Source organism: Leucobacter sp. VD1, from assembly GCF_037150695.1.
In the GTDB taxonomy this organism is placed as follows: domain Bacteria; phylum Actinomycetota; class Actinomycetes; order Actinomycetales; family Microbacteriaceae; genus Leucobacter.
The window spans coordinates 1112771-1138243 of sequence record NZ_JBBCPO010000001.1 but is presented as its reverse complement, the minus strand read 5'-3'; the positions used below and the strand labels follow the sequence as shown (position 1 = coordinate 1138243).

The window sequence follows — 25473 nt, the reverse complement described above, 5'->3', positions numbered from 1 at the left end:
CACTGCGCACGAGAGGTGACGGAACATGCGACCACTCCGCACAGCCGCGCTGCGGCGCACCATCGCACTCGCGATCGTCGTGATCGCGGCCCTCATCTTCCTCGTGCGTCTCGTCGACGTGCAGATGGTGTCGGCCGCTGCCTTGAACGAGGACGCCCGGGACAAACGAGCGGTGCCCGTGAAGATCTCGAGCGTGCGTGGCGACATCGTCGATCGCAACGGCGAGGTGCTCGCCACGACCGATGAGCGCTATGACGTGCAGCTTTCTCCGAAGAACACCACGCTCAACGGCGGCAAGTTTCCGAGGCCCGATTTCGAGCGCGGTATCGGCACCGTTACGGTGACGGCGAAAGAGGCCTTCGCCGAGATCGGGGCGCTCACCGGGCAGTCGGCGGAGGAGATCCAGAAGATCGTCGACGATGCGCTCGCGGAGAACCCCAAATCCGACTTCGCCTACGTGAAGCGCGGCGTCGACCTGCCGACGCTGAACAAGCTCAAGAAGCTGCAGATACCCTGGCTCACCTTTGACCAGCACCACACTCGCGATTACCCGAACGGTGCCGTCGCCGGCAACCTGATCGGATTCAACGGCTTCGAGGGTGTGCCGCTCTCGGGCGTCGAGCTCTCGCAGAACGAGTGCCTCACCGGAGTCGACGGCCAGGAGACCTATGAGCGCGGAGCCGACGGTGTCGCGCTGCCAGGTAGCGTCGTCGTCACCGAGAAGGCAGTCGACGGCGGCACAGTCGACCTCTCCATCGACCTCGACCTGCAGTGGGAGGCGCAGCAGGCCATCAACGCTCAGGTGCAGCGCACCGCGTCTGCGTGGGGAATGCTCGTGGTCATGGACGTCAAAACCGGTGAGCTGGTGGCCGTCGCCGAGGACGGTTCCGTCGACCCGAACGACGTGGACGCCTCTGACCCCGCCAAACGCGAGGCCCGATCCTTCACCTCGCCCTTCGAACCCGGTTCGACCTTCAAGACCATCACGGCTTCGGCGCTCATCGACCAGGGCGTCGCGACGCCGGCGACCCGCAACCTCACCCCCGATTATCTGGAGCCCGAGCCTGGTGTGCGATTCGGCGACTCCTTCCGGCACGAGCCGAAGCAGTGGACGCTCACTGGCATTCTGACCCAGTCGTCGAACGTGGGCACTGCGACCCTCGGTAATCTGCTGCCCGCCGAGACTCGCTACGACTACCTGCAGCGCTTTGGCGTTGGGGTCGGCACCCATGCTGGGATGCCCGTTGAGGATTCCGGTCTTCTGTACCCACCAGATGAGTGGGATCGCCAAACTTCCTATAACACCTCGTTCGGGCAGGCGCTGTCGGCCACGATCGTGCAGACCGCGGGCGTGTATCAGACGATCGCGAACGGTGGGGTGCGCATTCCGCCGGGCTTGGTGCGCGGCTGCACCGATGCCGCAGGCAAGCGCACTGAACTCGACCATGGCGAGCCACAGCGGGCCGTCTCTGAGGAGACGTCGGATCAGGTCATGCAGATGCTCGAGACCGTCGTGACGCAGGGCTGGTACAAGAACATCATCGACATCCCCGGCTACCGGATCGCGGGCAAGACCGGCACTGCGGAGCAGGTGGACCCGGAGACCGGCCGCTACCGCAGCGGCAGCTACGTGAACTCCTTCGCCGGCATCTTCCCCGCCGACGATCCTCGCTACGTCGCGGTAGCATCGATAGCATTCCCGACGGCGGGTGACGGCGGCACCGCTGCCGTCACTGCGTTCCGGGAGGTGGCAGAGGCGACGATCCGCACCTTCCGTATCCCGCCCTCCACAGGAACGTTCGAACCGCTCCCCACGGAGTACTGACCAGACCCCCGCAGGAGGCCAACGCAGTGAGTACCGGAGATGCCATGAGCATCCGACCGCAGCATCCCGCACCCGTCCGGCTCGGCGAGCTGGCGGTGCGCTTCGCTCTCGAAATCGCAGGCGACACCGCCGGCCTCGCCGTTACCGGTGTCACCCTCGACTCGAGGGACGTGCGGCCTGGCGACCTCTACGCGGCTCTGCCCGGGGCCCGCAGGCACGGTGCCGAGTTCGCGACGCAGGCCGAAGCCGCGGGTGCGGTGGCTCTGCTCACCGATGCGGAGGGGGCGCGGATTGCCGGCGAGGCCGGCTCGACACTGCCGATCCTCATCGCAGAGCAGAATCCGCGTGAGATCCTCGGGGAGGTTGCTGCGAGCGTGTACGGCACCGCCGATTTCGCTGCGAAGGTCTTCGGGATCACTGGCACCAACGGCAAGACGAGCGTGGTCTACCTGCTCGCCGAGCTATTGCGCGCGGCAGGTTTCACCCCGGGCCTCAGCTCGACTGCGGAGCGTCGCATCGGCGACGAGGTGATTGTTTCAGATCTCACCAGCCCAGAGGCGCCCGAGCTGCACGCCCTGCTGGCCCGGATGGGCGAGCGCGGCGTTGACGGCGTTGCACTTGAGGTGTCGGCGCACGCTGTGGAGCGGCACCGCATCGACGGTGTGCGTTTCGACGTTGTGGCGTTCAACAACTTCTCGCAGGATCATCTCGATGATTTCGGCGATATGGAGAGCTATTTCGCTGCGAAGCTCGCACTGTTCGCACCCGAGCATGCTGAGCGCGGTGTGGTGGTGGTCGACTCGCCGCATGGGCAGCGGATCGCGCGCGAGTCGCGCATCCCGGTCACCAGGCTCGCCACCGAGTATGGTCAGGACGCCGACTGGCATCTCGCGATCACCAGGCAGACCATCGACGGGGTCTCTTTCGTGCTTCAGGGCCCGGAGGGCGCGCATTTCCGGGGCAGTGTGCCCTTGTTCGGCAGGTTCATGGCCGAGAACGCGGCGCTGGCGCTGATCATGCTGCACGAGGCCGGTGTGCCGCTCGCGCAGGTCGAGGCCGGCCTGAACGCCGGTCGGATTCCCGTCTATATTCCTGGCAGGCTCGAGCTGATGTCGGCCGAAGGGGCCGATGGCCCTCGCTTCTACGTCGACTATGGGCACACTCCTGGGGCGTTCGAAGCGATGCTCGACGCGCTCGGGGAGGTTGCGCCTGGCAAGATCATCTTCCTGTTCGGTGCTGATGGCGATCGAGATACCACCAAGCGCGAGGAGATGGGTCGGATCGCGGCGGCAGGATCAGACACCGTGATCGTCTGCGATTACCACCCCCGTTCCGAGCCGCCGGAGGCGATCCGCGCGCAACTCATCGCGGGGGCCCGCTCTGCGAACCACGCCGAGATCATCGAGGAGGGCGACCCCCGCGCCGCGATCCGGCTCGCCATTTCGCTCGCCGGAGCCGGTGACGTTATCCTGTATGCCGGTCCCGGACACGAGGACTACCAGGAAGTCGCCGGTCAGCATCTGCCGTACTCGGCGCGTGATGAGGTACGCGGTGCGCTCCGCGAGGCAGGATTGCTTCCGTGATTGAACTGACGCTTGACGAGGTTGCGCGAGCGACGGCTGGGCGGCTCGTTGCAAACGGGGCCGACCCGCTGACTGTGGTGACGGGAGAATCGCAGACTGACTCGCGAGAGGTGCGCCCCGGGCAGATCTTCTTCGCTCGTCGCGGCGAGGAGACCGACGGACACCTCTTCGCGGGAAAGGCCGTTGCCGCCGGTGCCGCGCTGCTGGTGGTGGAGCGGCAGCTCGACGAGCCGGTGCCGCAGATCGTGGTCGCCGACGCGACTGACGCGCTCGGTGCGCTCGCGACCGAGGTGGTGCGTCGGATGCGCGAGCGCGGTGATCTCACCATCGTGGGGATCACCGGATCCAACGGCAAGACCACGACCAAGAACCTCGTCGCCGAGATGGCGAAGCGGCTTGGGCCGACTGTGGCTTCGGAGAAATCGTTCAACAACGAGGTCGGCGGGCCGCTCACGATGCTGCGCGTCGACGACACCACCCGCACGCTGGTCGCCGAGATGGGCGCAAGCGCCGAGGGCGAGATCGCCAGGCTGACGGCGATGGCCCCGCCGCACATCGGTGTGGTGCTCTCGGTGGGTCTCGCGCACGCAGGCGAGTTCGGCGGCATCGAAACCACCTTCCGCACGAAGAGCGAGATGGTGCGCGATCTGCCCGACACCGCGGTTGCGGTGCTCAACCGAGACGATCCCCGGGTCGCGAAGATGGCAGACCTCACCCGTGCCCGGGTGCGGTGGTTCGGTCTGCACCCGGAGGCCGATGTGCGCGCGAGCGACGTCGACTCCTCAGCCGAGGGCACCCGCTTCACGCTGCACGCGACGCTCCCGAGTGGTGAGTCAGCGCAGTCGCCGGTGCACTTCCGAGTGCTCGGCGAGCACCACGTCATGAACGCTCTTGCTGCGGCGGCTGTGGGCCTTGAGCTGGGTCTGCCGCTTGTCGACATTGTCGAGACGCTGGAGGCCGCGACCCTGGCCGCGCCCGGCCGGATGCAGGTGCTCGGCGGTCGCGACGGCATCACGATCGTCAACGATGCCTACAACGCCAGCCCGGATTCCATGAGCGCCGCGCTGCGCACTCTCGCCCAGATCCGCAAGCCGGACGGGCGTTCGGTCGCCGTGCTCGGGGCGATGAGCGAACTCGGCGAGTATTCGATCGAGGAGCACATCCGCATCGGCCTGCAGGCTGTGCGGCTGCGTATCTCCGAGCTTGTGGTGGTGGGCGCGGAGGCGCGTCACCTCCACATCAGTGCGATCAATGAGGGTTCGTGGGATGGCGAGAGCGTGTTCTTCGAGACCCAGGATGAGGCCTACGACTACCTGGAGCGCACGCTTCAGCCGGGTGACACCGTGCTCGTGAAGTCGTCGAACTCGGCGGGGCTGCAAAGCCTCGGCGACCGCCTGGGGGAGGCCCACGCATGATTGCGCTGCTGATCGCGGGCGGTTTCTCGCTGCTGTACTCGCTGCTGCTCACACCGCTGTTCGTGCGCGGCTTCAACCGTTTGCGCTGGGGTCAGCCGATCCGGGTCGACGGGCCGAAGGAACACGAGGTGAAGCGGGGCACGCCCACGATGGGTGGCCTCATCTTCCTGTCCGGCTCCGTGATCGCCTACTTCGTGGGCAAGTTCGTGATGGGGGAGACGCCGTCGCCCTCTGCCTTGCTGGTGATTCTGATGGCTGTCGGAGCCGGCCTCGTGGGCTTCATCGACGACTTCATGAAGGCCCGTTTGCAGCACTCGGCCGGATTGAACGGTTGGGCGAAGATCGCAGGTCAGGTCGCCATCGCGATCGCGTTCGCCCTGTTGGGGTTGCAGTTCGCGAACGACGCCGGTGTGACACCGATTTCGACCCACATTTCGCTGTTCCGCGATACCTCATTCGATTTCCTGATGTTCGGTGCGGTTGCGGGCACGGTGCTGTTCATCATCTGGATCATGGTGATCGTCACCGCCACCACCAATGCGGTCAATGTCACCGACGGGCTCGACGGGCTCGCCGCTGGAGCGGCGATCTTCGCCTTCGGCGCCTACCTCGTGATCGGGTTCTGGCAGGGCGCGCAGGGCTGCGCGGCGACAGGCGGAGAGCTTGGCTGCTACGGCACCAGGGATCCGATGGACCTTGCGGTGATCGCGGCGGCGTTCCTGGGCGGTCTCGCGGGCTTCCTGTGGTGGAACACGAACCCCGCGAAGGTGTTCATGGGCGACACGGGTTCGATGGCCATCGGCGGCGCGATCGCGGCTCTCGCGATCCTCACCCGCACTGAGCTGCTGCTCGTGCTCGTGGGCGGCCTGTTCATCATTGAAACAGGCTCGGTGATTCTGCAGCGCCTCTACTTCAAGGTGACGAAGGGTCGGCGCATCTTCCTGATGAGTCCGATCCACCATCACTTCGAGTTGAAGGGCTGGGCCGAGGTGACCGTTGTGGTGCGCTTCTGGATCGTTGCTGGCCTGTTCGCGGTGTCGGCCGTCGGCGCGTTCTACGGCGAATGGTTGCTGCAGCAGTGACCGGGAACGGCATGACGGAGACGGCGGGGGATCAGGTGAACCAGACCGAGTGGACCACTGAGCGGGTGCTCGCGCTCGCGAGCTGGCACGACGACTGGGCTGGCCTGCGGGTTGCCGTGCTGGGGCTCGGGGTGACCGGATTCTCGGTCGCAGACACGCTTGTGGAGCTGGGGTCGCGGGTGCGGGTGATCTATGGGGCTCCGGATCCGGATCGCGAGCGCCTGCTCGATGTGATCGGATCGGAGCGTTTCCGCGCCGACACCAACCCTGAGCAGCTGGGCGATCTTGCCGCGTTCGGGCCTGATCTCGTGGTGGTGTCGCCGGGGTATCGGCCTGACCATCCGCTCACGTCGTGGGCGACGCAGCAGGGCATCCCGGTGTGGGGCGATATCGAGCTCGGCTGGCGGCTGCGCGACAAGACCGCGCGAGTTGCCGACTGGATCTGCATCACGGGCACCAACGGCAAGACCACTACTACGCAACTCACCGCGCACATGCTGGTGGCTGGTGGCTTACGGGCCACCCCTGCCGGCAATATCGGCACACCGATTCTCGACGCGTTGCGCGATCCGCAGGGTTACGACGTGATCGTGGTCGAACTTTCTAGCTTCCAGCTCGCCCGGTTGGGCGAGATCTCGCCTTATGCGAGCGCGTGCCTCAACTTCGCCGACGACCACCTCGATTGGCACGGCAGCGTCGAGGGCTACTGGGCTGCGAAGGCGAAGGTGTATGAGCACACGCAGGTCGCCTGCGTCTACAACCGCGCCGATGCCGAGACCGAGCGCATGGTCGAAGAAGCCGATGTCATCGAGGGGGCGCGCGCGGTGAGCTTCGGTCTCGACTCGCCTCCGCCGAGCGGCTTCGGGGTGGTCGAGGGGATTCTCATCGATCGCGGTTTCCACGCGGAGCGGCGCAGCGAGGCCTATGAGTTGGTGACGGTCGCCGAGCTTACCGAGCGCGGCATCGCCGCACCCCACATGGTGCAGAACGTGCTCGCCGCGAGCGCGCTCGCGCGGGCACGGGGCGTGGAGCCCGCTGATATCGCGCGCGCGATTCTCGGCTTCGTGCCTGACGCTCACCGTGCGCAGCAGCTCGGGGAGGTGGCGGGTGTCGCCTGGGTCGACGATTCGAAGGCCACCAACGCGCACGCGGCCGATGCGTCGCTGCGGGCCCTGCAGCGGGTGGTATGGATCGTGGGCGGCCTGCTGAAGGGCGTCGATATCGCTGAACTGGTTGCGGCCCACGCGCACCGTCTGCGGGGTGTCGTGGTCATCGGGGCCGAACGGGCCGAGGTGCTCGCCGCACTCGAAGCGCACGCGCCCGAGGTGCCGCGCATCGAGATCGTGCCGGAGATCGCGCAGCGAGAGATGGTGGCTGAGGGCTCTGCCGGCGAGGTGATGACGCGCGCCGTGGAGGCCGCGGCTTCGCTCGCGAGCGAGGGCGACACCGTGCTGTTGGCCCCTGCGGCCGCGTCGATGGATCAGTTCACGGACTACCCGGATCGGGGCCGCCAGTTCCAGGCGGCCGTGCGCGAACTGGAGTGAGTGGCGTGGCGTCCGAATCGGAGGGGATCGGGGGGAGCGCGCCCGGCCAGGCCCGCATCAGCCTGGGGGCGATGCTGCGCACCGGATCCGACTCGACGGTCGCCGCCCTCTACACCATCACGCTGCTGCTCGTGGGCTTCGGCCTCATCATGGTGCTCTCGGCTTCGTCGATCACTTCATACCTCGACGATCAGGGGTTCTTCGGCGGGTTCTGGCGTCAGGCCTCGTTCGCGCTGATCGGTATCCCGCTGATGCTCATCGCTGCGGCGATGCCGGTGTCGTTCTGGAAGCGGTGGGCATGGGTTCTGCTCGCGGTGGGTATTGCGCTGCAGCTGCTGGTGTTCACTCCGCTCGGTATCGAGGTGTACGGCAATCGCAACTGGATTCAGATCGGCGGTCTTGGCGCGCAGCCCTCGGAGGCGTTGAAGTTGGCGCTCGTGGTCTGGGTGGGAGCGGTGCTGCAGCGCAAAGAGCCGTTGCTGGGTCAGATGCGGCACGAGATCATTCCGATCATCCTGCCCGGAGCGGTGATCGCTCTGGGCGTGGTGCTGCTGGGGCGCGACCTCGGCACGGTGCTGATCATGGCGGCCATGGTGTTCGGCGCGATGTACTTCGGTGGGATCAGTTGGAAGACGCTCGGGGTCACGGCTGGCGGAGGCCTGCTCGCGGTGGTGTTCTTCGTGTTGACCAGCCAGAATCGTATGGCGCGTCTGCTCAGCCACGCCGGTGGCACCGATGACTACAGCGGGCTCGACTGGCAGTCGACGCACGGCAAGTGGGCGCTCGCCAGCGGCGGCCTGTTCGGTGTGGGGCTCGGCAATTCTAAGGCGAAATGGTCGTGGCTGCCCGCGGCCGACAACGACTACATCTTCGCCATCATCGGCGAGGAGCTCGGGCTGATCGGCGCGCTGCTCGTCATCGTGTTGTTCATCGTGCTGATGGTGGTGATGCTGCGGGTGATCACCCGCGCCCGCGACAGGTTCGGTCGCGCGGTTGTGGGCGGCATCATGGTCTGGATCGTCGGTCAGGCGTTTGTGAACATCGGCGTTGTGATCGGCGTGTTCCCGGTGCTGGGGGTGCCGTTGCCGCTCATCAGCGCCGGCGGCACCGCACTCATCGCGTGCCTCGCCGCCATCGGTGTGGTCATTTCGATCGCGCGCGACGGCGCACAGTACCGGGCGGAGCTCGAAGCTACCGCCTCCACAGGAAGAAGGAGCCGAGGCATCCGATGACAAGCTACCTGCTCGCCGGCGGCGGCACTGCCGGCCACGTCAACCCGTTGCTCGCACTCGCCGACCTCATCCGGGCCGAGGAACCCGACGCTGAGATCGTGGTGCTCGGCACCCGGGAGGGGCTGGAGTCGAGGCTCGTGCCTGAGCGGGGCTATGAACTCGTGTACATCGAACGGCTGCCGTTCCCCAGGCGGCCGAACCTCGCGGCACTGCGTTTTCCCGCCCGGTTCGCACGAGCGGTGCGCGAGACGCGCGCACTCATTCGAGAGCGTTCCATCGACGTCGTGGTCGGGTTCGGCGGCTATGCCTCGGCACCCGCCTATCGTGCGGGCGCGCAGGAAGGCGTGCCCGTGGTGATCCACGAAGCCAATGCCAAGCCCGGTATGGCGAACAAGCTGGGGGCTCGCCGCACCTCTTATGTGGGCGTGACCTTTGCGGGAACGCCCATTCCGGGCGCCCGCGTCACCGGGATGCCGCTGCGTCCTGAGATCACTCATCTCGATCGCGTGGGGCTGCGTGCATCGGCGCGCGAGCACTTCGGGCTCGACCCTGCCAAGCGCACCCTGCTGGTGACCGGGGGGTCCCTCGGCGCTCGGGCGATCAACAGGGGCATCTCGGGGTCGGCGGCTGCGCTCACAGCCGCGGGCATCCAGGTGCTGCACATCTGGGGTGGGCTCACCGATGTCGAGGATCCGGCGGTGCCCGGCTACACCGTGATCCCGTACTGCGACCGCATGGATCTTGCGCTCGCTGCTTGTGATCTCGCCGTGTCGCGTGCGGGTTCGACAACGGTGAGCGAGCTCTCCGGGCTCGGAATCCCGGCGGTGTTCGTGCCGTACAGTCACGGCAACGGCGAGCAGCGCTTCAACGCTGCCGGTGTCGTCGCTGCCGGTGGCGCGATGCTCGTCGAAGACGATGATCTGACCCCGGAGTGGGTGCGCGGGGTGCTCATTCCGCTGGTGCGCGACGATGCGCGCCTCGCAGACATGGCGGATCGCGCCAGGGGCGGCGGCACGCTCGACGGCACCGAGCATTTGCTCGCGCTCGTGCGAGAAGCGCTCGCGGCCCGCTGAGCTGCGGCCGGATCCCGTATGCACCTGCCCGTCACCCGGCAGCCGATCCCGCTTCGGCTGTGGGTCATGCTCGCCGCAATGGTCGTGGCGCAGGCTGCCACCACCGTCGTCTCTGCGGCTCCGGCGTTCCTGATTCCGCACATGCTTGAGCGGGAGGGGATGAGCCTCGCCGCCGCCGGCCTGCTCGCCGGAGCCCCGAACCTCGGTCTGGTGCTGTCGCTCGTGGCCTGGGGTGCGGCAACCGACCGCTTCGGGGAGCGGCGTGTACTCCTCGTCGGCCTGGCGCTGACCGTTGCCGTTGTCGCCGCCTCGACGGCGGTGCATGGTTTCGCCGCGCTCGGTATCGCCTTCGTGGTGAGCGGCGCGGTTTCGGCGTGCACGAACAGTGCCAGCGGTCGGCTCATCACCGGCTGGTTCCCGCCTGATCGGCGAGGGCTCGCGATGGGGATCCGGCAGACCTGCCAGCCGCTCGGCATTGCGGCGGCTGCGCTGGGAGTGCCCCCGCTCGCCGCTGCCGGGGGGGTCGGCCCGGCCCTCGCACTCGGTGGCGCGCTGAGCGCGCTCAGTCTCATCTTGTGCGCCTTCGCCGTGCGCGACCCGCAACGTGCAGCGAAACCGGGTGCCGTCGCCCTCGGTAGCCCCTACCGGGCCTCGTCGACTCTCGTGCGCATCCATGCGGTGTCGATGCTGCTCGTGGTGCCGCAGTTCGCCCTGTCGACCTTCGGGCTCGTGTGGTTCACGGTCGGTTTCGGCTGGAGCGCCTTCGCTGCGGGTGCGCTCGTCGCAGCCTCCCAGTTCGCCGGCGCGGCATGCCGGATTGTGGTGGGAGCCTGGAGTGACCGGGCGATGTCGCGGCTCGGGCCGCTGCGACTCGTCGCGATCGCCGGGATCGCCGCGCTGCTTGCTACCGCAGGGTTCGGCTGGGCCGGGTGGGCGGGTGCAGCTGCGGTCGCCTACCTGGTAGCGAGCTGCGTGAGCGTGGCCGACAACGGGCTCGCATTCACGGCCGTCGCTGAGATCGCGGGGCCCGCCTGGGCGGGGCGCGCGCTCGGGATCCAGAACACCGGGCAGTTCCTCGTCGCCGCCGCTGTCGGGCCGGTGGTGGGAGCCCTCATCGGCGTGCTCGGCGTGCCCGCGGCGCTCGCGCTCACCGCCGTGACACCGCTGCTCGCCGTGCCGCTCGTGCCGAAGCCCGCGGCAGAACACGCACTCCGGGAGTGATGCGGATCCGCGCCCGCGTCTCCATCGGACACGTGCATCGCCAGCGCGCCAGCCAGCCGCGATCTCAGTGAGTCGGCCTGCGAAGGCGGTACGCTGGAGTGTCAATCCTTGGGAGGCCAGATGATCTACCCCGATCTCGAGATGGAGATCCCCGACACGCTCGGACGCGTGCACTTCGTCGGCATCGGCGGCTCGGGCATGAGCGGCATCGCCCGCATGATGCACCAGGCCGGTGTGCGGGTGACGGGATCCGATCGCAGCGCCAACTACTCGACGGAGGCGCTCGAACAGCTCGGCATTCCGGTGAGCATCGGCCACGATGCCGCGAACGTTGGCGACGCCGACACGCTCGTGGTGACCGGAGCCCTCTGGCAAGACAATCCTGAGTATCAGCTTGCGCTGTCGCGGGGCCTCCCCGTGCTGCACCGTTCACAGGCGCTGGCCTGGCTCGCCCGCAGCAAGCGGGTGGTGTCGGTCGCCGGCGCCCACGGCAAGACCACCTCCACGGGCATGGTCGTCACCGGTCTGCTCGGCCTCGGCACAGACCCCTCTTTCGTGAACGGCGGCATCATCGAGTCACTGGGTGTGAGCTCGGCGCCGGGCCGCGATGAGCTGTTCGTGATCGAAGCCGACGAGAGCGACAAGTCCTTCCTGCTGTACGACACCGCCGTCGCGCTCATCACGAACGTCGACCCCGAGCACCTCGACTTCTACGGCTCGCGCGAGGCCTTCATGCAGGCCTTCGTCGACTTCGCGCTGGGGGCCCGCGAGCAGGTGGTGATCTCTGCCGATGACCCGGGCGCCATTGAGGTGCTCGAAGCTGTGCGCGCCGCGGGCTCTGCGGCCCCGATTCGAACCTTCGGCGAGCACGCCGACGCCGATGTACGCATCGTCTCGATCGATGCCTCCGGCCCGGTGCGTTTCGTGGTCGAGCTTGCAGGTGTCGACGACGCCGTTGAACGGCACGAGGCGCAGCTTTCGGTGTATGGCCGCCACAATGCTGTCAACGCGGTGGGCGCTCTCGCGGTGCTCACCGGGCTCGGGTTCGAGGCGGGGCCGGCGCTCGCCGCGATCGCCGAGTTCGGGGGAACCAAGCGTCGCTTCGAGTTCCATGCTGAGGTCGGCGGGGTGCGGGTCTACGACGACTACGCCCACCACCACACCGAGGTCGCCGCGCTGCTCGACTCGGCGCGGGCCGTCGTCGGCGAGGAGGGGCGGCTCATCGCGATCCACCAGCCTCATCTGTACAGCCGCACGCAGCTGTTCCACCGCGAGTTCGCTGAGGTACTCGAAGCCGGTGCCGATCACACCGTCGTGATCGCCGTCGATGGTGCGCGCGAAGATCCTGTGGAGGGCGTCACCGGTGCACTGGTCGCTGACGACTTCGCCGATCAGAGTCGGGTTGCGTATCGCCCTGACTGGCAGGATGCGGCCGACTACCTCGCCGAGATCGCACGGCCGGGAGATGTGATGGTGACGATGAGCTGCGGCTCGGTTTACCGCATGATCCCGCAGGTGGTCGCAGCGCTGCGCGACCGCTTCGAGCCCACCGGCGCGTAGGGGGAGGCGCGGTGACGAGGGGGTCGGGTCGATGAAGCGGCCGAGCGGGTTCGACAGTTCCCCGGAGCCGGGTCTGCCCGATGCCGATGCGCCGCAGGCGTTGACCCCCGCTTCCGGTGACGGGGTGGAGGAGACGCCGCGCCCGTCGTTGCTTCGCCGTCGCATTGCGGCGCTCGCAGATGCTGCTGGGTCGAATCAGCGCGCGGACGAACCGCGTGGTGGTGTCGCCGACCCCTCACTCGCGCCCACTGTTGATCTCAGTGAGGTGCGCGAGGCGAGGGAGGCTGCGGAGCTCCGCGGAGAGGCCGAGGTGGATCCGGTCGCCGAGCCGGGTGGCGTTGAGCCCGCGGCCCGAGACATCGACGGTGCGGATCGATTCGATCTCGTGTCAGCCGAAGCTGCGCCGCGATTCTCGCTCGCCCGCCTGCGCGCGTCGCAGGAGAGCGATCCGGTGCGCGCGGCTGAGCGCCGTCTGCGGCAGGCCGAGCGGCAGCATCGCGCCCAGTTGCGCTCAGAAAGCCGCCGCTTCTCGGCGGAGAGCCGTCGGCGTCGCCGCAACTGGCAGATCGCCCTCGCCGCTGTCGGAGCGCTTGCGCTGTTCGTCGTGGCGGGGGCGTTCACGCCGATCATGGCGGTGCGCGAGGTGCAGGTTGTGGGCACGGTAAATGTGAATCCCGCGGATGTGCAGCAGGCGCTGGCCCGCTTCGACGGCCGGCCGCTGGCGCTCGTCGATGATGCGGAGGTGCATCGCGCGCTCGAACCGTTTCCGATGATTCAGCATTACGCCGTAGAGCGGGTGCCGCCGCATACGCTGCTGGTGCGGATCGAGGAGCGGGTGCCGGTAATCTCGGTGCAGGGCGATGCCGGGTTCTCGGTGTTCGACTCTGCTGGGGTGCTGTTGGCGTCGGCTGAAACTCCGCCGGCTGGTGCGCCGGTGGGTGTGGGGGCTGTCACCGATTTCTCGTCGGAGGCGTTCCGCTCGGCTGGCCGCGCGCTGCGCGACATGCCCGATGAGTTGCGTGCGCAGGTGGTGTCGGTGACGGCGTCGAGCGGTCAGGATGTCACCTTCACGCTGTCGAACGGGATCGAGGTGCTGTGGGGCGATGCGGATCGCACGCGGTACAAGGCTGAGGTGCTGGCCCGGATGCTTGTCGCTCTTGCGGATCGCGGGGTTGAATACATCGATGTCTCGTCTGCGGATGCGCCGGTGTTCCGTTGATGCGAGCGAATTGCTCTGCTTCGTGCGGCGTGTCTGCGACGCGGAGAGCGCTGCGCCCCATACGGTTGTGCGCAGTAAATGTATACGCCAATACTAACTTTTAACTTCAGCTAGAGGTTGAAGGTTGGAGGGGATCCTCGTGTCAGGCAACCAGAACTACCTCGCCGTGATCAAGGTCGTCGGTGTCGGCGGCGGCGGCGTCAATGCCGTCAACCGTATGATCGAGCTCGGCCTGCGCGGCGTCGAGTTCATCGCTGTCAACACCGACGCTCAGGCGCTGCTGCTCAGCGATGCCGACGTCAAGCTCGACATCGGCCGCGAGCTCACCCGCGGCCTCGGCGCCGGCGCCGACCCCGAGGTGGGTCGACGCGCAGCGGAAGACCACGCAGAGGAGATCGAGGAAGCGCTCGCCGGTGCCGACATGGTCTTCGTCACCGCTGGCGAGGGCGGCGGCACCGGCACCGGGGCAGCCCCGGTCGTAGCGCGGATCGCAAAGTCGATCGGCGCCCTCACTATTGGCGTGGTCACCCGCCCCTTCAGCTTCGAAGGCAAGCGCCGTGCGGCGCAGGCCGACGCCGGCGTGCACACCCTGCGTGAGGCCGTCGACACCCTAATCGTGGTGCCCAACGACCGCCTGCTCGACATCAGCGAGCCCGGCATCAGCATGATCGAAGCTTTCGCGGCAGCCGACCAGGTGCTGCTCGCGGGTGTCTCCGGCATCACCGACCTCATCACCACGCCCGGTCTCATCAACCTCGACTTCGCCGACGTCAAATCGGTGATGCAGGGAGCCGGCGCAGCGCTTATGGGCATCGGATCCGCCCGCGGCGCCGATCGCGCCATCAAGGCCGCCGAACTCGCCGTCGCCTCGCCGCTGCTTGAAGCCTCTGTCGAGGGCGCCCACGGTGTGCTGCTCTCGATCCAGGGCTCCTCGAACCTCGCCCTCAGCGAAATCTACGAGGCCTCCACCCTCGTGCAGGATGTCGTGCACCCCGAAGCCAATATCATCTTCGGCACGGTCATCGACGACACCCTCGGCGACGAAGTGCGCGTCACCGTGATCGCGGCCGGCTTCGACGCCGAGCCCTCGCCCCAGGTGCAGTCCTCAGAGCTGCGCGGTCGTCGAGGCAGCCACATCGAGAGCATCAACGACGTGCCCGCCCCCGTCAGCGGAACCGCTGCCGCCGTCGCCAACGGCGAAGCCACTGGCCTCGGCTTTAAGGGCTTCAATGCCGCAGGGGAGCGCGCTGCCGAGCCGCAGAACCCGCCCACGGGTCAGTTCGGCGAGGTGCTGTCGAACCCGCCCGTCGAAGCCCAGCTGCCCGACCCCGCCTTCGACGGCGATGATGACGACGACCTCGACATCCCCGAGTTCCTGAGGTAACCGGCGTGGTCGACGTCGACTTCGCAGCGTATCCCGGGCTCGACGAGCGGCTGGCCTCGGTGCGGGAGGGGATCGCAGATGCCTGCCGATCCGCCTCCCGCGAAGCTGACGACGTCACGCTCATTGTCGTGACGAAGTTCCACCCCGCCTCTCTCGTCGCAGCACTCGCGCAACTGGGCGTGCGCGATGTCGGTGAGAACCGCCACCAAGAGGCGCAGGCGAAGGCCGAAGAGCTTGCCGAACTCGGGCTCCGCTGGCACTTCATCGGTCAGTTGCAGACGAAGAAGGCCAGGCAGGCCGCCCGCTATGCGAACGCGATCCACTCCATCGACCGCGAACGGCTCGTCGATGCGCTCGCCACGGTCGAGGCACCGCAACCCATCGAAGCCTTCGTGCAGGTCAACCTCACCGACGACCCCGGTCGCGGCGGGGCAGCGCCCGAGGAGCTCGAACGCATCGCCGAGCGCGTGCTCGACACTCCGACACTGCGCCTGCGAGGCATCATGGCCGTCGCGCCGCTGCCGGAAGAAGAAGCCCCAGCCTCCGCCTTCGCGCGGCTGCGCAAATACTCAGAACGACTGCGATTGCTCGCGCCGGAGGCGACAGCCATCTCGGCAGGCATGACGCACGACTACCGCGAGGCGATCGACGCCGGGGCGACACACCTGCGAATCGGCAGCGCAATCACCGGAAAACGCCCGGACCCCAGGTAGCCTCGAAGCACCGCACCGCGTTGGGAGAAATGATGAGCAACCCGCTGAAGAAGACCATGGTGTTCCTGGGCCTCGCCGAGGAGGACCTCGAAGAGCAGCACGCCGCGTCGCAGCAGGCTGCGGCTCCCCGCGCGAGCGCGAAGGAGTCGCCGGCAGCTGCGAAGCCGGAACCGGCTCGGCCCGCACCCCAGCGCGCCTCCGTGACGCCGCTGCGTCGGGTCACCCCCACCAAGCAGGCGGCGCAGCAGCCGATGAACGAGATCCTCACGGTGCACCCCACCGAGTACAAGGACGCGAAGGTCATCGCTGAGAACTTCCGCGAGGGCCTGCCCGTCATCATCAACCTCTCCCGAATGAATGAGGCCGACGCGAAGCGTCTCATCGACTTCACCAGTGGGCTCACCATGGGCCTGCACGGGCGCATTGAGCGCGTCACCAGCAAGGTGTTCCTGCTCTCACCCGAGCACATCGAGGTGGGCAGCGACGACTCGCGTCAGCATGACAGCGGCTCGTTCTTCGTGGCCCCCTCGGCGTAAGCGGTGGAGGTCGTCTTCGCGATCGGGTCGGTGCTCAAAGTAGCGCTCCGCATCTACATCTTCGTGCTCTGGGCGCGTTTCGTGCTCGACTGGATTGTGGTGCTCAACCGCAATTTCCGCCCTCGCGGCGTGTTCGCAGTGCTCGTCGAGCTGGTGTACACGGTCACCGATCCGCCCATCAGGATGTTCCGCAGGCTGCTGCCGCCGATCCGTCTCGGGCAGATCGCCCTCGACCTGGGCTGGATGCTGACACTGCTGTCGTGCTGGATTCTCCTGGCCATCATCCCGGGTTGGTAGCCCCGCTTCGTGCGCGAACCGGACATTATTTGCTAGCGTTGTTCCATAACCACGCAAGTGGTCCCGAACCGAAAGAGACGTAGACGATGGCCCTGACTCCTGAAGATGTCGTGAACCAGAAGTTCACGATCACCAAGTTCCGCGACGGATACGATCTCGATCAGGTCGACGATTTCCTCGACACCATCGTCGAGGAGCTGCGTCAGCACGAGCAGGAGAAGGCCGAGCTGAACGCCCGGATCGAAGAGCTCACCACGAAACTCGCCGAGTGCGAAGCTCACGAGGGCAGCGACTCCGACGACTCGACCGATGCCTCCGAGCAGACGATCGTGGTTGACGCGCCCAAGCCCGCTGCGGCACCGGCACCCGTGGTCGAGACGCCCGCTCCCGCCACAAACGCGCAGCCAGACGCCGTCAAGTCGAGTGCGATGCTGCAGCTCGCGCTCGAACTGCACGACAAGCACGTGCAGGAGGGTGAGAGCACCCGCGACCGCCTCATCAGCGAGGCCGAGCAGAAGCGCGATCAGATGATCGAAGACGCCGAGCGCACCGCAAAGCACCTCGTCGAAGAAGCGCAGAAGCAGCGCGCCGAAGAGCTGCGCGTGCTCGGCGAAGAGCGCGGCGACCTGCAGTTCAAGATCAAGGAGCTGCGCCAGTTCGAGTCGGAGTACCGCTCCACGCTGCGCTCCTACATCCAGTCGCAGCTGCGCGGCCTCGACGGCTCGCCCGAGCCCGCAGGTGCGCCTGACGGTCTGCAGTAGCAGGGAGCGTGAACGACGCCTCCAAGGTGACGGCGAATGCCGTCACACCTTCGTCATCGCGACGCCGACTGGTGCCCGTGCTCCTGCTCGGCGTCGCGATCGTCGTGTTCGCCGTAGACCAGCTCGCTAAGAACTGGGTCGTCGAACATCTCCCCGAGGGGCGCACCGTGCCCGTGCTCGGGGAGTTCCTGCAGTGGCACTTCGTGCGGAACCCCGGTGCTGCCTTCTCGATGGCGAGCGGTTCGACGTGGATCTTCACGATCCTCGCAACCGTGGTCGTCGTCGTGATCCTGTGGCAGCTGCGCCGCCTGCGCTCCCTCTCCTGGGGGATCTTCCTTGGCCTGCTGCTCGGCGGTGTGCTCGGAAACCTCACGGATCGCCTCACCCGCGAGCCAGGGTTTCCCGAGGGGCACGTCATCGACTTCATCCTCACGCCGTGGATGTGGCTCGGTTTCAACCCCGCCATCTACAACATTGCCGACATCGCGATTGTCAGCAGCATGCTGCTGTTCGTGGTGATCAGCCTGCTGGGACTGCCGATCGACGGCTCGCCCCGAGTGCGGCGAGGCACGGATCGCGACACCGATGCACACGGTCAGAGCGACGACGCGACCGCAGCCGATCCCGCAGCTGACGCCGCTGAACCCCGCAGCGACGATACCGGGCAGCGCGAACCACGAGAGGGCCGCGACGATGGAACAGCGTAGCCTGCCCGTGCCCGATGGGCTCGCAGGGGAACGCGTCGATGCCGCCCTCGCGAAGCTGCTCGGGTTCTCACGAAGCTTCGCGGCCGAGGTCGCCCAGAGCGGCGGCGTCGCCCTCGACGGTCGGCAGCTCGGCAAATCCGACCGACTCGCCGCCGGTGGCTGGCTCGAAGTCTCCTGGCAGGAAAAGCGCGGCCCCGAGGTGGTGCCCGTGCACCTGCCCGAGCTCGGCATCGTGCACGACGACGACGATATCGTCGTCATCGACAAGCCAGCAGGGGTTGCCGCCCATCCCTCGCTCGGTTGGGAAGGCCCCACCGTGCTCGGTGCCCTCGCGGGCGCGGGCTACCGCATCGCGACCTCTGGGCCGGCTGAACGCCAGGGCATCGTGCACCGCCTCGACGCAGGCACGAGCGGCCTCATGGTCGTGGCGAAGAGCGAGCGAGCCTATAGCGAGCTTAAACGCGCCTTCAAAGAACGCGAGGTCGACAAGATCTACCACGCCGTTGTGCAGGGCCACCCCGACCCCTTCTCAGGCACCATCGAGGGCCCTATTGGTCGGCACCCGGGACACGAGTGGAAGTTCGCAGTCACCCGAGACGGCAAGCCCTCGGTGACGCACTACGAAACCCTCGAAGCCTTCCCCTACGCAACCCTGCTCGAAATCGAGCTCGAAACCGGCCGCACGCACCAGATCCGCGTGCACATGGCCGCGCAGCGGCACCCCTGCGTTGGCGACGGCATGTACGGAGCCGACCCGACCCTGTCCGAGCGGCTCGGCCTCACCCGGCAGTGGCTGCACGCGATGCGGCTCGGCTTTCGTCACCCCGGTAGCGGCGAAGCGGTGCTGTTCGAAAGCAGCTACCCCGCAGACCTGCAGCACGCGCTCGACGTGCTCGCGGCGTAGCCGCCACGAGCACGACTGCCACGAGCACGATCGGCGCAGCTTCTAGGAGCGGGCGATCCTGCGGATCGTCGCGTTGCCCTGCGTGGTCGCGTACACCTCGACCCCCGGAGCGATCTTGGTGCCCGATTTCCGCACCACCCCTGCCGACACGCGCGCAGAGCCACCGCTCAGACCGTCGACCTCGGCCACGGTCCACAGATCCACGCGGTCCTTGCCGAAGCGCTGCAGCAGATCTTCGGGCAGCACGAAGCGGTAGCGCAGCGCCCCCGCGGCGTCGTAACTCGCGATCCGGCCGGGAACCGACACCCGTCGCCCGGCCTTACGACCGGAAATCAACAGCTGCACCCTCGGCGCGCCCGACACGACAAGATCCGCAACACGCCGACTGGCGCCACGCACCAGACGCGACCCCATCGCCGGGCGCAGCAGCCGGTGCAGACGATCCGCTGCGCGCAGCCGCCAGTCAGCAATCCGAGCATCCGCGAGCCAAGATCCGCCCTCGGGCCGTGGCTCTGCCGGGGTGATCGTCACAGTCAGCTCGGCGGCGCGCGAGAGCGGCACCAGCTTGCTCACGCGGGAGTCGTGCTCCAACGCTGCAGCTGCGCTGATCAGCCGATCCAGACCGGCCACGTCGCCCGCCCGGATGAGACGGGTCTTCAGAAGATCGGTGGGGTGTGAGATGCGCGCCTCAACCTCGGTAGGCACGAACTCCTCGAGAAACTGCCGATGCAGCTCCACCCATTCGCGTTTTCGGGCATCGTCCATGCGCAGCCACCGCTTCGGAGCGTAGAAACGCAGCCCCTTGCGGCCGAAGAACTGGAGCACGAGCTGATCGGCCTGCTTGCGGTCGGGTACGCCGTCGAGCAGGATGCGGGCGATACGGCGGCAGGAGGACACATAGTTCTCCGGGTCGATGCCTTGCGTGGAGATATTGCCGCCGTCGTCGCGCAGCGCGATGAAGTAGAGCGGTTTGCGCCCGCAGAACGCGATCTCACGCGCGAGCACGTACGCCCGGGTGACGAAGATGCCGTCTTCGAGGCGCACGTGTTCTTCAGGGAAGCGCAGACCGTCGCGCTCGATGAGATCGCGTCGAAACAGCTTCTGCGGTGACAGCGTCTCCATCGCGCGCGCGATGCTGATGGGCCCGTGCGGGTGGAGCTGGAAGAGCTGCTGCACGCCCCGCCCCGCTACACCCTGCATGCGCGGGATCACCACCTCTGCGTTTCGCATTTGGGCCATCTCGACCATTGCGCTCAGCGCATGCGGGGCGAGCGTGTCGTCAGAATCCATGAAGAACACGAACTCGCCGGTGGCGCGCTCGATGCCGCGGTTGCGGGGTGCTCCCGGCCAGCCGCTGTTCGGCTGGTGGATCACCGTGAGACGGTCGTCGCGCGCCGCGAAACAATCGAGTTCTTCGCCCGAGCCGTCATTGGATCCGTCATCGACCGCGATCACCTCAAGACCAGCGACGTCCTGTGCCAGCACCGATTCCAGGGTCGCGGTGAGATAGGGCATGGAGTTGTACACAGGCATCACAACGCTCACCAGCGGGATGGAATCGGTCACGGCAGCTCTCCTTGTTCAGCCTCGGGTATGCGCCGTGAGGCGCGCCGCTAGTCACTGTATCGCCCGCACCCAGCGGAGCGCTGGGTGCGGCAGGCTCGGGCAGCGGCACGCTCGCCGTCGTGCTCGTTCTGGCCGCCGATCCGCGCCCGCTAACATGGGGCGGATGAGAGGCGCGAACGACGGATCCGGGCGCATCCGCTACCTCGAAATGCTGCGGGCCATCGCTATCGTGGCGGTCGTAGCCCTGCACGCAGCCATCACCGAATGGCACGAGCTGCCACCGCAGGGCGCCCGCTGGGAGACACTCGCCTGGATCAACAGTGCGCTGCGCTTCTGCGTGCCCGTATTCTTCATGATCTCGGGAGCCCTGCTGCTCGACCCGGCCCGCCCCCTGACCCTGCGCAGCCTGTGGCGGCGGCGCATTCCACGCCTGCTCGTCGCGTTCGCAAGCTGGTCACTGCTGTACGCCATCGTTGAAGTGTACGGGCCTGGCGGCAGCGGCGACCCCGCCGAACTGTTGCGACGATTCTTCACCGGTCACTTCCACCTGTGGTTCCTGCTCGCCTTGACGGGCCTCTACATGGTGCTGCCGCTGCTGCGCGCGATCGTGCGTGAGACCACGACGGCGTGGTACTTCGTGGCACTCGCAGGGGCGTTCACCTTCGTGTTTCCGATGCTCGAACGGCTGCCAGTGGCGGGGGAGGTGCTCAGCGAAGTGCTCGGCACGGTGCGCGTCGAGCTCGTGCTCGGATACTCGGTCTACTTCGTGCTCGGGTACTTGCTGAGCCGTGTCGAGCTACGGCGCGCCCAGCTGGGGTGGATCGCCATGGCCGGCGCGCTCGGGCTGCTCGCCACCGGAGTAGGCACCTCACTCGTGTCGCGGGCCGAAGGCGGATCGGACGAGGCCTTTTTCGGCTTCCTCACTCCCGGTGTCGGGCTTGTCTCGGTGGCCATCTTCTGCCTCGCGCGGGCACATTGGGGTGAAGCCGGGGGAGCAATGCCACGCCTCGCGGCGGTGCTTGACGCGAACTCGCTCGGCATCTACCTCGTGCACCCGCTGTTTCAGCGGCTCTATCGAGAGCTCGGCCTCACCACGGAGTTCGCGCCGCCGCTGCTGTCGGTGCCGGTACTCGCCGTGCTCGTGCTCATTCCCAGCCTTGCTGTGGCGGCGCTGCTGCGGCGGATCCCGCGGGCCGGGCGCTACCTGGCATAGCGGCCGCGGTGCTACGGGCCGGTGCTGCGGGGTACCCTGGAAGAATCGGCGAAAGGGGCTCCATCGGTGTCTGAGAAAGACGGTTTCGTACACCTGCACGTGCACAGCGAGTACTCCATGCTCGATGGCGCGGCTCGCGTCGGGCCGTTGATGGACGCTGCTCTCGCGCAGGGCATGCCCGCGATCGCGGTCACCGATCACGGCAATACCTTCGGCGCCTTCGATTTCTGGAAGCAGGCGAAGGATCGCGGAATCAACCCGATCATTGGCATCGAGGCCTACCTCACGCCGGGCACTCATCGTTCCGATCGCACCCGTGTGCGCTGGGGCGACGGCGCGGGCGATGACGTCTCGGGTGCCGGCGCGTACACCCACATGACGATGCTCTCCGAATCCACGGAGGGCATGCACAACCTCTTCCGATTGTCGTCGCTGGCATCGATGGAGGGCTACTACTTCAAGCCCCGTATGGATAGGGAGCTGCTGCAGACCTATGGCAAGGGGCTCATCACCACGACGGGGTGCCCCTCGGGTGAGGTGCAGACTCGTCTCCGCCTCGGCCAGTACGACGAAGCCGTGAAGGCCGCCGCCGAGTTCCAGGACATCTTCGGCAAAGAGAACTTCTTCTGCGAGCTCATGGATCACGGCCTCGATATCGAGCGCCAGGTGCAGTCTGACCTCATCAAGATCGCCCGCGACCTGAAGATTCCGCTTGTCGCCACGAACGACCTGCACTACGTGCACGAGGCCGACGCCGAAGCGCACTCGGCGCTGCTGTGCGTGCAGTCAGGCTCGCGGCTTGACGATCCCAACCGGTTCCAGTTCAACGGCTCCGGCTACTACCTGAAGAGCGCCGCAGAGATGCGGCACATCTTCCGCGACTACCCGGAAGCCTGCGACAACACGCTGCTCATCGCCGAGCGCTGCAGTGTCGAGTTCAATACCTCGGCCAACTACATGCCCCGGTACCCGGTGCCCGACGGCGAGACCGAGGACAGTTGGTTCGTGAAGGAGGTCGAACGCGGCCTGCACTACCGATACCCGAACGGCATCCCCGATGAAGTGCGCAAGCAAGCCGAATATGAGATCGGCGTCATCACCCAGATGGGCTTCCCCGGCTACTTCCTCGTGGTCGCCGACTTCATCAACTGGTCCAAAGACAATGGCATCCGTGTGGGCCCCGGCCGAGGCTCCGGTGCGGGCTCCATGGTCGCCTACGCGATGAGGATCACCGACCTCGATCCGCTGCAGCACGGCCTCATCTTCGAGCGCTTCCTCAACCCCGACCGCGTCTCCATGCCCGACTTCGACGTCGACTTCGATGATCGCCGTCGCGGTGAGGTCATCAAGTACGTCACCGAGAAGTACGGCGACGAGCGCGTGGCGCAGATCGTCACCTACGGCACCATCAAATCAAAGCAGGCGCTGAAAGACGCCTCGCGCGTACTCGGCTTCCCTTTCGGCATGGGTGAAAAACTCACGAAGGCCATGCCTCCCGCCGTGATGGCGAAAGACATTCCGCTCTCGGGCATCACGGATCCTGACCACCCCCGCTATAAAGAGGCAGCGGAGTTCCGTTCCGTGCTGCAGGAAGATCCCGACGCGAAGAAGGTCTACGAGACCGCGCTCGGGCTCGAAGGGCTGAAGCGTCAGTGGGGTGTGCACGCCGCCGGTGTGATCATGTCGAGCGATCCGCTGATCGATATCATCCCGCTGCAGAAGCGCGAGCAGGATGGCCAGATCGTCACGCAGTTCGACTACCCGACCTGCGAGGGTCTTGGCCTCATCAAGATGGACTTCCTGGGGCTGCGCAACCTCACCATCATTTCTGACGCCCTGGAAAACATCAGGCTCAACCGCGGCGAAGAACTCGACCTCGAACGGCTCGAACTCGACGACCCCGCCTCCTACGAACTGCTCGCCCGCGGCGACACCCTCGGCGTCTTCCAGCTCGACGGCGGCCCGATGCGAGGCCTGCTGCGCCTCATGAAGCCCGACAACTTCGAAGACATCTCCGCAGTCCTCGCGCTCTACCGACCGGGCCCCATGGGCGCCGACTCGCACACCAACTACGCGCTGCGCAAAAACGGGCTGCAGCCGATCACGCCCATCCACCCCGAGCTCGAAGAGCCGCTGAAAGACATCCTCGACACCACATACGGCCTCATCATCTACCAGGAGCAGGTGATGTCGATCGCGCAGCGGGTCGCAGGGTTCTCGCTCGGCCAAGCCGACATTCTGCGGCGTGCGATGGGCAAGAAGAAGAAGTCAGAGCTCGACAAGCAGTATGCGGGGTTCTCCGGCGGTATGAAGGAGCGCGGCTTCTCCGACGCCGCCGTGAAGGCGCTGTGGGACATCCTGCTGCCGTTCTCCGACTACGCTTTCAACAAGGCGCACTCCGCCGCCTACGGTGTGGTGAGCTACTGGACCGCCTACCTGAAAGAGCACTACCCCGGTGAGTACATGGCCGCGCTGCTCACCAGCGTGGGCGACTCGAAAGACAAGCTCGCCATCTACCTCAACGAGTGCCGCCGCATGGGCATCAAGGTGCTGCCGCCCGCCGTGAACGAATCATTCGCCAACTTCTCGGCGGTCGGTGAGGATATCCGCTTCGGCCTCGGTGCGATCCGCAACGTCGGCACGCACGTGGTGGAGGGGATCCGCGAGGCGCGCGAGCAGAAGGGTCGCTTCGAGAGCTTCCACGACTTCTTGAAGAAGGTGCCACTTTCGGTGCTGAACAAGCGCACCGTCGAGTCGCTCATCAAAGCGGGCGCATTCGACGGGCTCGGGGGCACGCGCCGGGCGCTCGTCGAGATTCACGAACCGTCCATCGAGAGCGCCGTGAAAGAAAAGCGCGACGCGGAGAACGGCAACGTAGGCTTCGACTTCGACAGCCTCTTCGCCGAGGCTGCCGAAGCCTCGGGTGACGCAGCCGAAGCCGCATCGCAGGTGCCCGACAGGCCCGAATGGACGAAGAAAGACAAACTCTCATTCGAGCGCGAAATGCTCGGCCTGTACGTCTCAGATCACCCGCTGCGCGGCCTCGACGTCGCCCTCGCCAAGGAGGCGAGTGTGACGGTGCAGCAGATCACCAACCCCGAGAACACCTCTACCTACGACGGCGAGATCGTCACGGTTGCCGGTCTTCTCACGAGCGTGCAGCACCGCACCGCCAAATCGGGCAACCTCTATGGCATGGTCACCATCGAAGACTTCACCGGCGAGGTGCAGGCCCTCTTCATGGGTAAGTCGTATCAGGAGTTCGGCAGTATGCTGCAGCCGGACAGCATCGTGGCGCTGCGCGGCAAACTGAACGCCCGCGACGATGGCATGTCTATGCACGCCTACGGTGTGAAGCCGATCGACGCCGGCGTGCAGGAAGATGCGACGTCGCTCGCACTCACCCTTTCGGAGTCGCGCGCGACCGAACCGCTGATGGAGGAGCTGAAGTCGACCCTGAAGCGGCACCCGGGGGAGAGCGAGGTGCGACTCAGCCTGATCACGCCCCACGCGGTGCGGGTGTTCGAACTGCGCGAGCAGGTGCGGATCACCTCCGACCTCTTCGGTGAGCTGAAGGGATTGCTCGGCCCGCGCTGCCTCTTGCCTGTGGAGGAAGTCGTTTCGTAACACCCGCGGAG

20 protein-coding genes are annotated in these 25473 nt (G+C 66.8%); 19 read left to right on the top strand and 1 reads right to left on the bottom strand.

The window, feature by feature from the left end; translation table 11 throughout:
* The first annotated feature begins 25 nt into the window (after window positions 1–25).
* The 17 genes from WFL22_RS05305 (at window position 26) to WFL22_RS05225 (ending at window position 19056) form a co-directional block, all read left to right on the top strand.
* Window positions 26–1825, top strand: a complete 1800-nt coding sequence (locus WFL22_RS05305; protein ID WP_336991761.1) for a peptidoglycan D,D-transpeptidase FtsI family protein — start codon at window positions 26–28, stop codon at window positions 1823–1825.
* A gap of 44 nt (window positions 1826–1869) precedes the next feature.
* Entirely contained in the window at window positions 1870–3408 is a 1539-nt protein-coding gene (locus tag WFL22_RS05300; protein WP_336991759.1) for a Mur ligase family protein, read from the top strand.
* Window positions 3405–4823: a UDP-N-acetylmuramoyl-tripeptide--D-alanyl-D-alanine ligase gene (locus WFL22_RS05295; RefSeq protein ID WP_336991758.1), complete on the top strand. Its 1419-nt coding sequence runs from the start codon at window positions 3405–3407 to the stop codon at window positions 4821–4823. The genes WFL22_RS05300 and WFL22_RS05295 overlap by 4 nt, the downstream gene beginning before the upstream one ends.
* The gene (gene mraY, locus WFL22_RS05290) at window positions 4820–5905 is read left to right on the top strand and encodes a phospho-N-acetylmuramoyl-pentapeptide-transferase (RefSeq protein WP_336650792.1); all 1086 of its coding nucleotides are present in this window, start codon (window positions 4820–4822) and stop codon (window positions 5903–5905) included. The genes WFL22_RS05295 and mraY overlap by 4 nt, the downstream gene beginning before the upstream one ends.
* Before the next feature lie 11 nt (window positions 5906–5916).
* Window positions 5917–7449, top strand: a complete 1533-nt coding sequence (gene murD / locus WFL22_RS05285; RefSeq protein ID WP_336651622.1) for a UDP-N-acetylmuramoyl-L-alanine--D-glutamate ligase — start codon at window positions 5917–5919, stop codon at window positions 7447–7449.
* Entirely contained in the window at window positions 7446–8681 is a 1236-nt protein-coding gene (ftsW, locus tag WFL22_RS05280; protein ID WP_442918442.1) for a putative lipid II flippase FtsW, read from the top strand. Before murD ends, ftsW begins: the two co-directional genes overlap by 4 nt.
* Window positions 8678–9754: a UDP-N-acetylglucosamine--N-acetylmuramyl-(pentapeptide) pyrophosphoryl-undecaprenol N-acetylglucosamine transferase gene (locus tag WFL22_RS05275; protein WP_336991756.1), complete on the top strand. Its 1077-nt coding sequence runs from the start codon at window positions 8678–8680 to the stop codon at window positions 9752–9754. The genes ftsW and WFL22_RS05275 overlap by 4 nt, the downstream gene beginning before the upstream one ends.
* A gap of 18 nt (window positions 9755–9772) precedes the next feature.
* Window positions 9773–10975, top strand: a complete 1203-nt coding sequence (locus WFL22_RS05270; RefSeq protein ID WP_336650795.1) for an MFS transporter — start codon at window positions 9773–9775, stop codon at window positions 10973–10975.
* A 120-nt stretch (window positions 10976–11095) separates the two neighbouring features.
* A complete protein-coding gene (gene murC / locus WFL22_RS05265; RefSeq protein ID WP_336991755.1) occupies window positions 11096–12535 on the top strand; it encodes a UDP-N-acetylmuramate--L-alanine ligase in 1440 nt (479 codons plus the stop codon).
* Between the two features lie 31 nt (window positions 12536–12566).
* The gene (locus WFL22_RS05260) at window positions 12567–13754 is read left to right on the top strand and encodes an FtsQ-type POTRA domain-containing protein (RefSeq protein WP_336991754.1); all 1188 of its coding nucleotides are present in this window, start codon (window positions 12567–12569) and stop codon (window positions 13752–13754) included.
* Window positions 13755–13893: 139 nt separating this feature from the next.
* Entirely contained in the window at window positions 13894–15138 is a 1245-nt protein-coding gene (gene ftsZ, locus WFL22_RS05255; RefSeq protein ID WP_336650798.1) for a cell division protein FtsZ, read from the top strand.
* A gap of 5 nt (window positions 15139–15143) precedes the next feature.
* Window positions 15144–15851 carry a YggS family pyridoxal phosphate-dependent enzyme gene (locus WFL22_RS05250; RefSeq protein ID WP_336991753.1) on the top strand — a complete coding sequence of 236 codons (708 nt, stop codon included), beginning with the start codon at window positions 15144–15146 and terminating at the stop codon, window positions 15849–15851.
* 32 nt (window positions 15852–15883) lie between these two features.
* Window positions 15884–16387: a cell division protein SepF gene (locus WFL22_RS05245; protein ID WP_336991751.1), complete on the top strand. Its 504-nt coding sequence runs from the start codon at window positions 15884–15886 to the stop codon at window positions 16385–16387.
* Between the two features lie 3 nt (window positions 16388–16390).
* Entirely contained in the window at window positions 16391–16684 is a 294-nt protein-coding gene (locus tag WFL22_RS05240; protein WP_336650801.1) for a YggT family protein, read from the top strand.
* Window positions 16685–16770: 86 nt separating this feature from the next.
* Entirely contained in the window at window positions 16771–17445 is a 675-nt protein-coding gene (locus WFL22_RS05235; RefSeq protein ID WP_336650802.1) for a DivIVA domain-containing protein, read from the top strand.
* A gap of 8 nt (window positions 17446–17453) precedes the next feature.
* A complete protein-coding gene (gene lspA, locus WFL22_RS05230) occupies window positions 17454–18152 on the top strand; it encodes a signal peptidase II (protein ID WP_336650803.1) in 699 nt (232 codons plus the stop codon).
* Window positions 18139–19056 carry an RluA family pseudouridine synthase gene (locus WFL22_RS05225; RefSeq protein WP_336991750.1) on the top strand — a complete coding sequence of 306 codons (918 nt, stop codon included), beginning with the start codon at window positions 18139–18141 and terminating at the stop codon, window positions 19054–19056. Before lspA ends, WFL22_RS05225 begins: the two co-directional genes overlap by 14 nt.
* 42 nt (window positions 19057–19098) lie before the next feature.
* Here the strand turns inward: WFL22_RS05225 and WFL22_RS05220 are convergent, their stop codons facing one another.
* Window positions 19099–20622, bottom strand: a complete 1524-nt coding sequence (locus WFL22_RS05220; RefSeq protein ID WP_336991749.1) for a glycosyltransferase family 2 protein — start codon at window positions 20620–20622, stop codon at window positions 19099–19101.
* Between the two features lie 163 nt (window positions 20623–20785).
* On the opposite strand from WFL22_RS05220, the gene WFL22_RS05215 reads away from it, so the two are divergent.
* Both WFL22_RS05215 and dnaE read left to right on the top strand, forming a co-directional pair.
* Complete coding sequence (locus WFL22_RS05215) at window positions 20786–21835, top strand: acyltransferase (RefSeq protein ID WP_336991748.1); 1050 nt, start codon at window positions 20786–20788, stop codon at window positions 21833–21835.
* Window positions 21836–21952: 117 nt separating this feature from the next.
* A complete protein-coding gene (gene dnaE, locus WFL22_RS05210) occupies window positions 21953–25462 on the top strand; it encodes a DNA polymerase III subunit alpha (RefSeq protein ID WP_442918465.1) in 3510 nt (1169 codons plus the stop codon).
* Window positions 25463–25473: the final 11 nt, after the last annotated feature.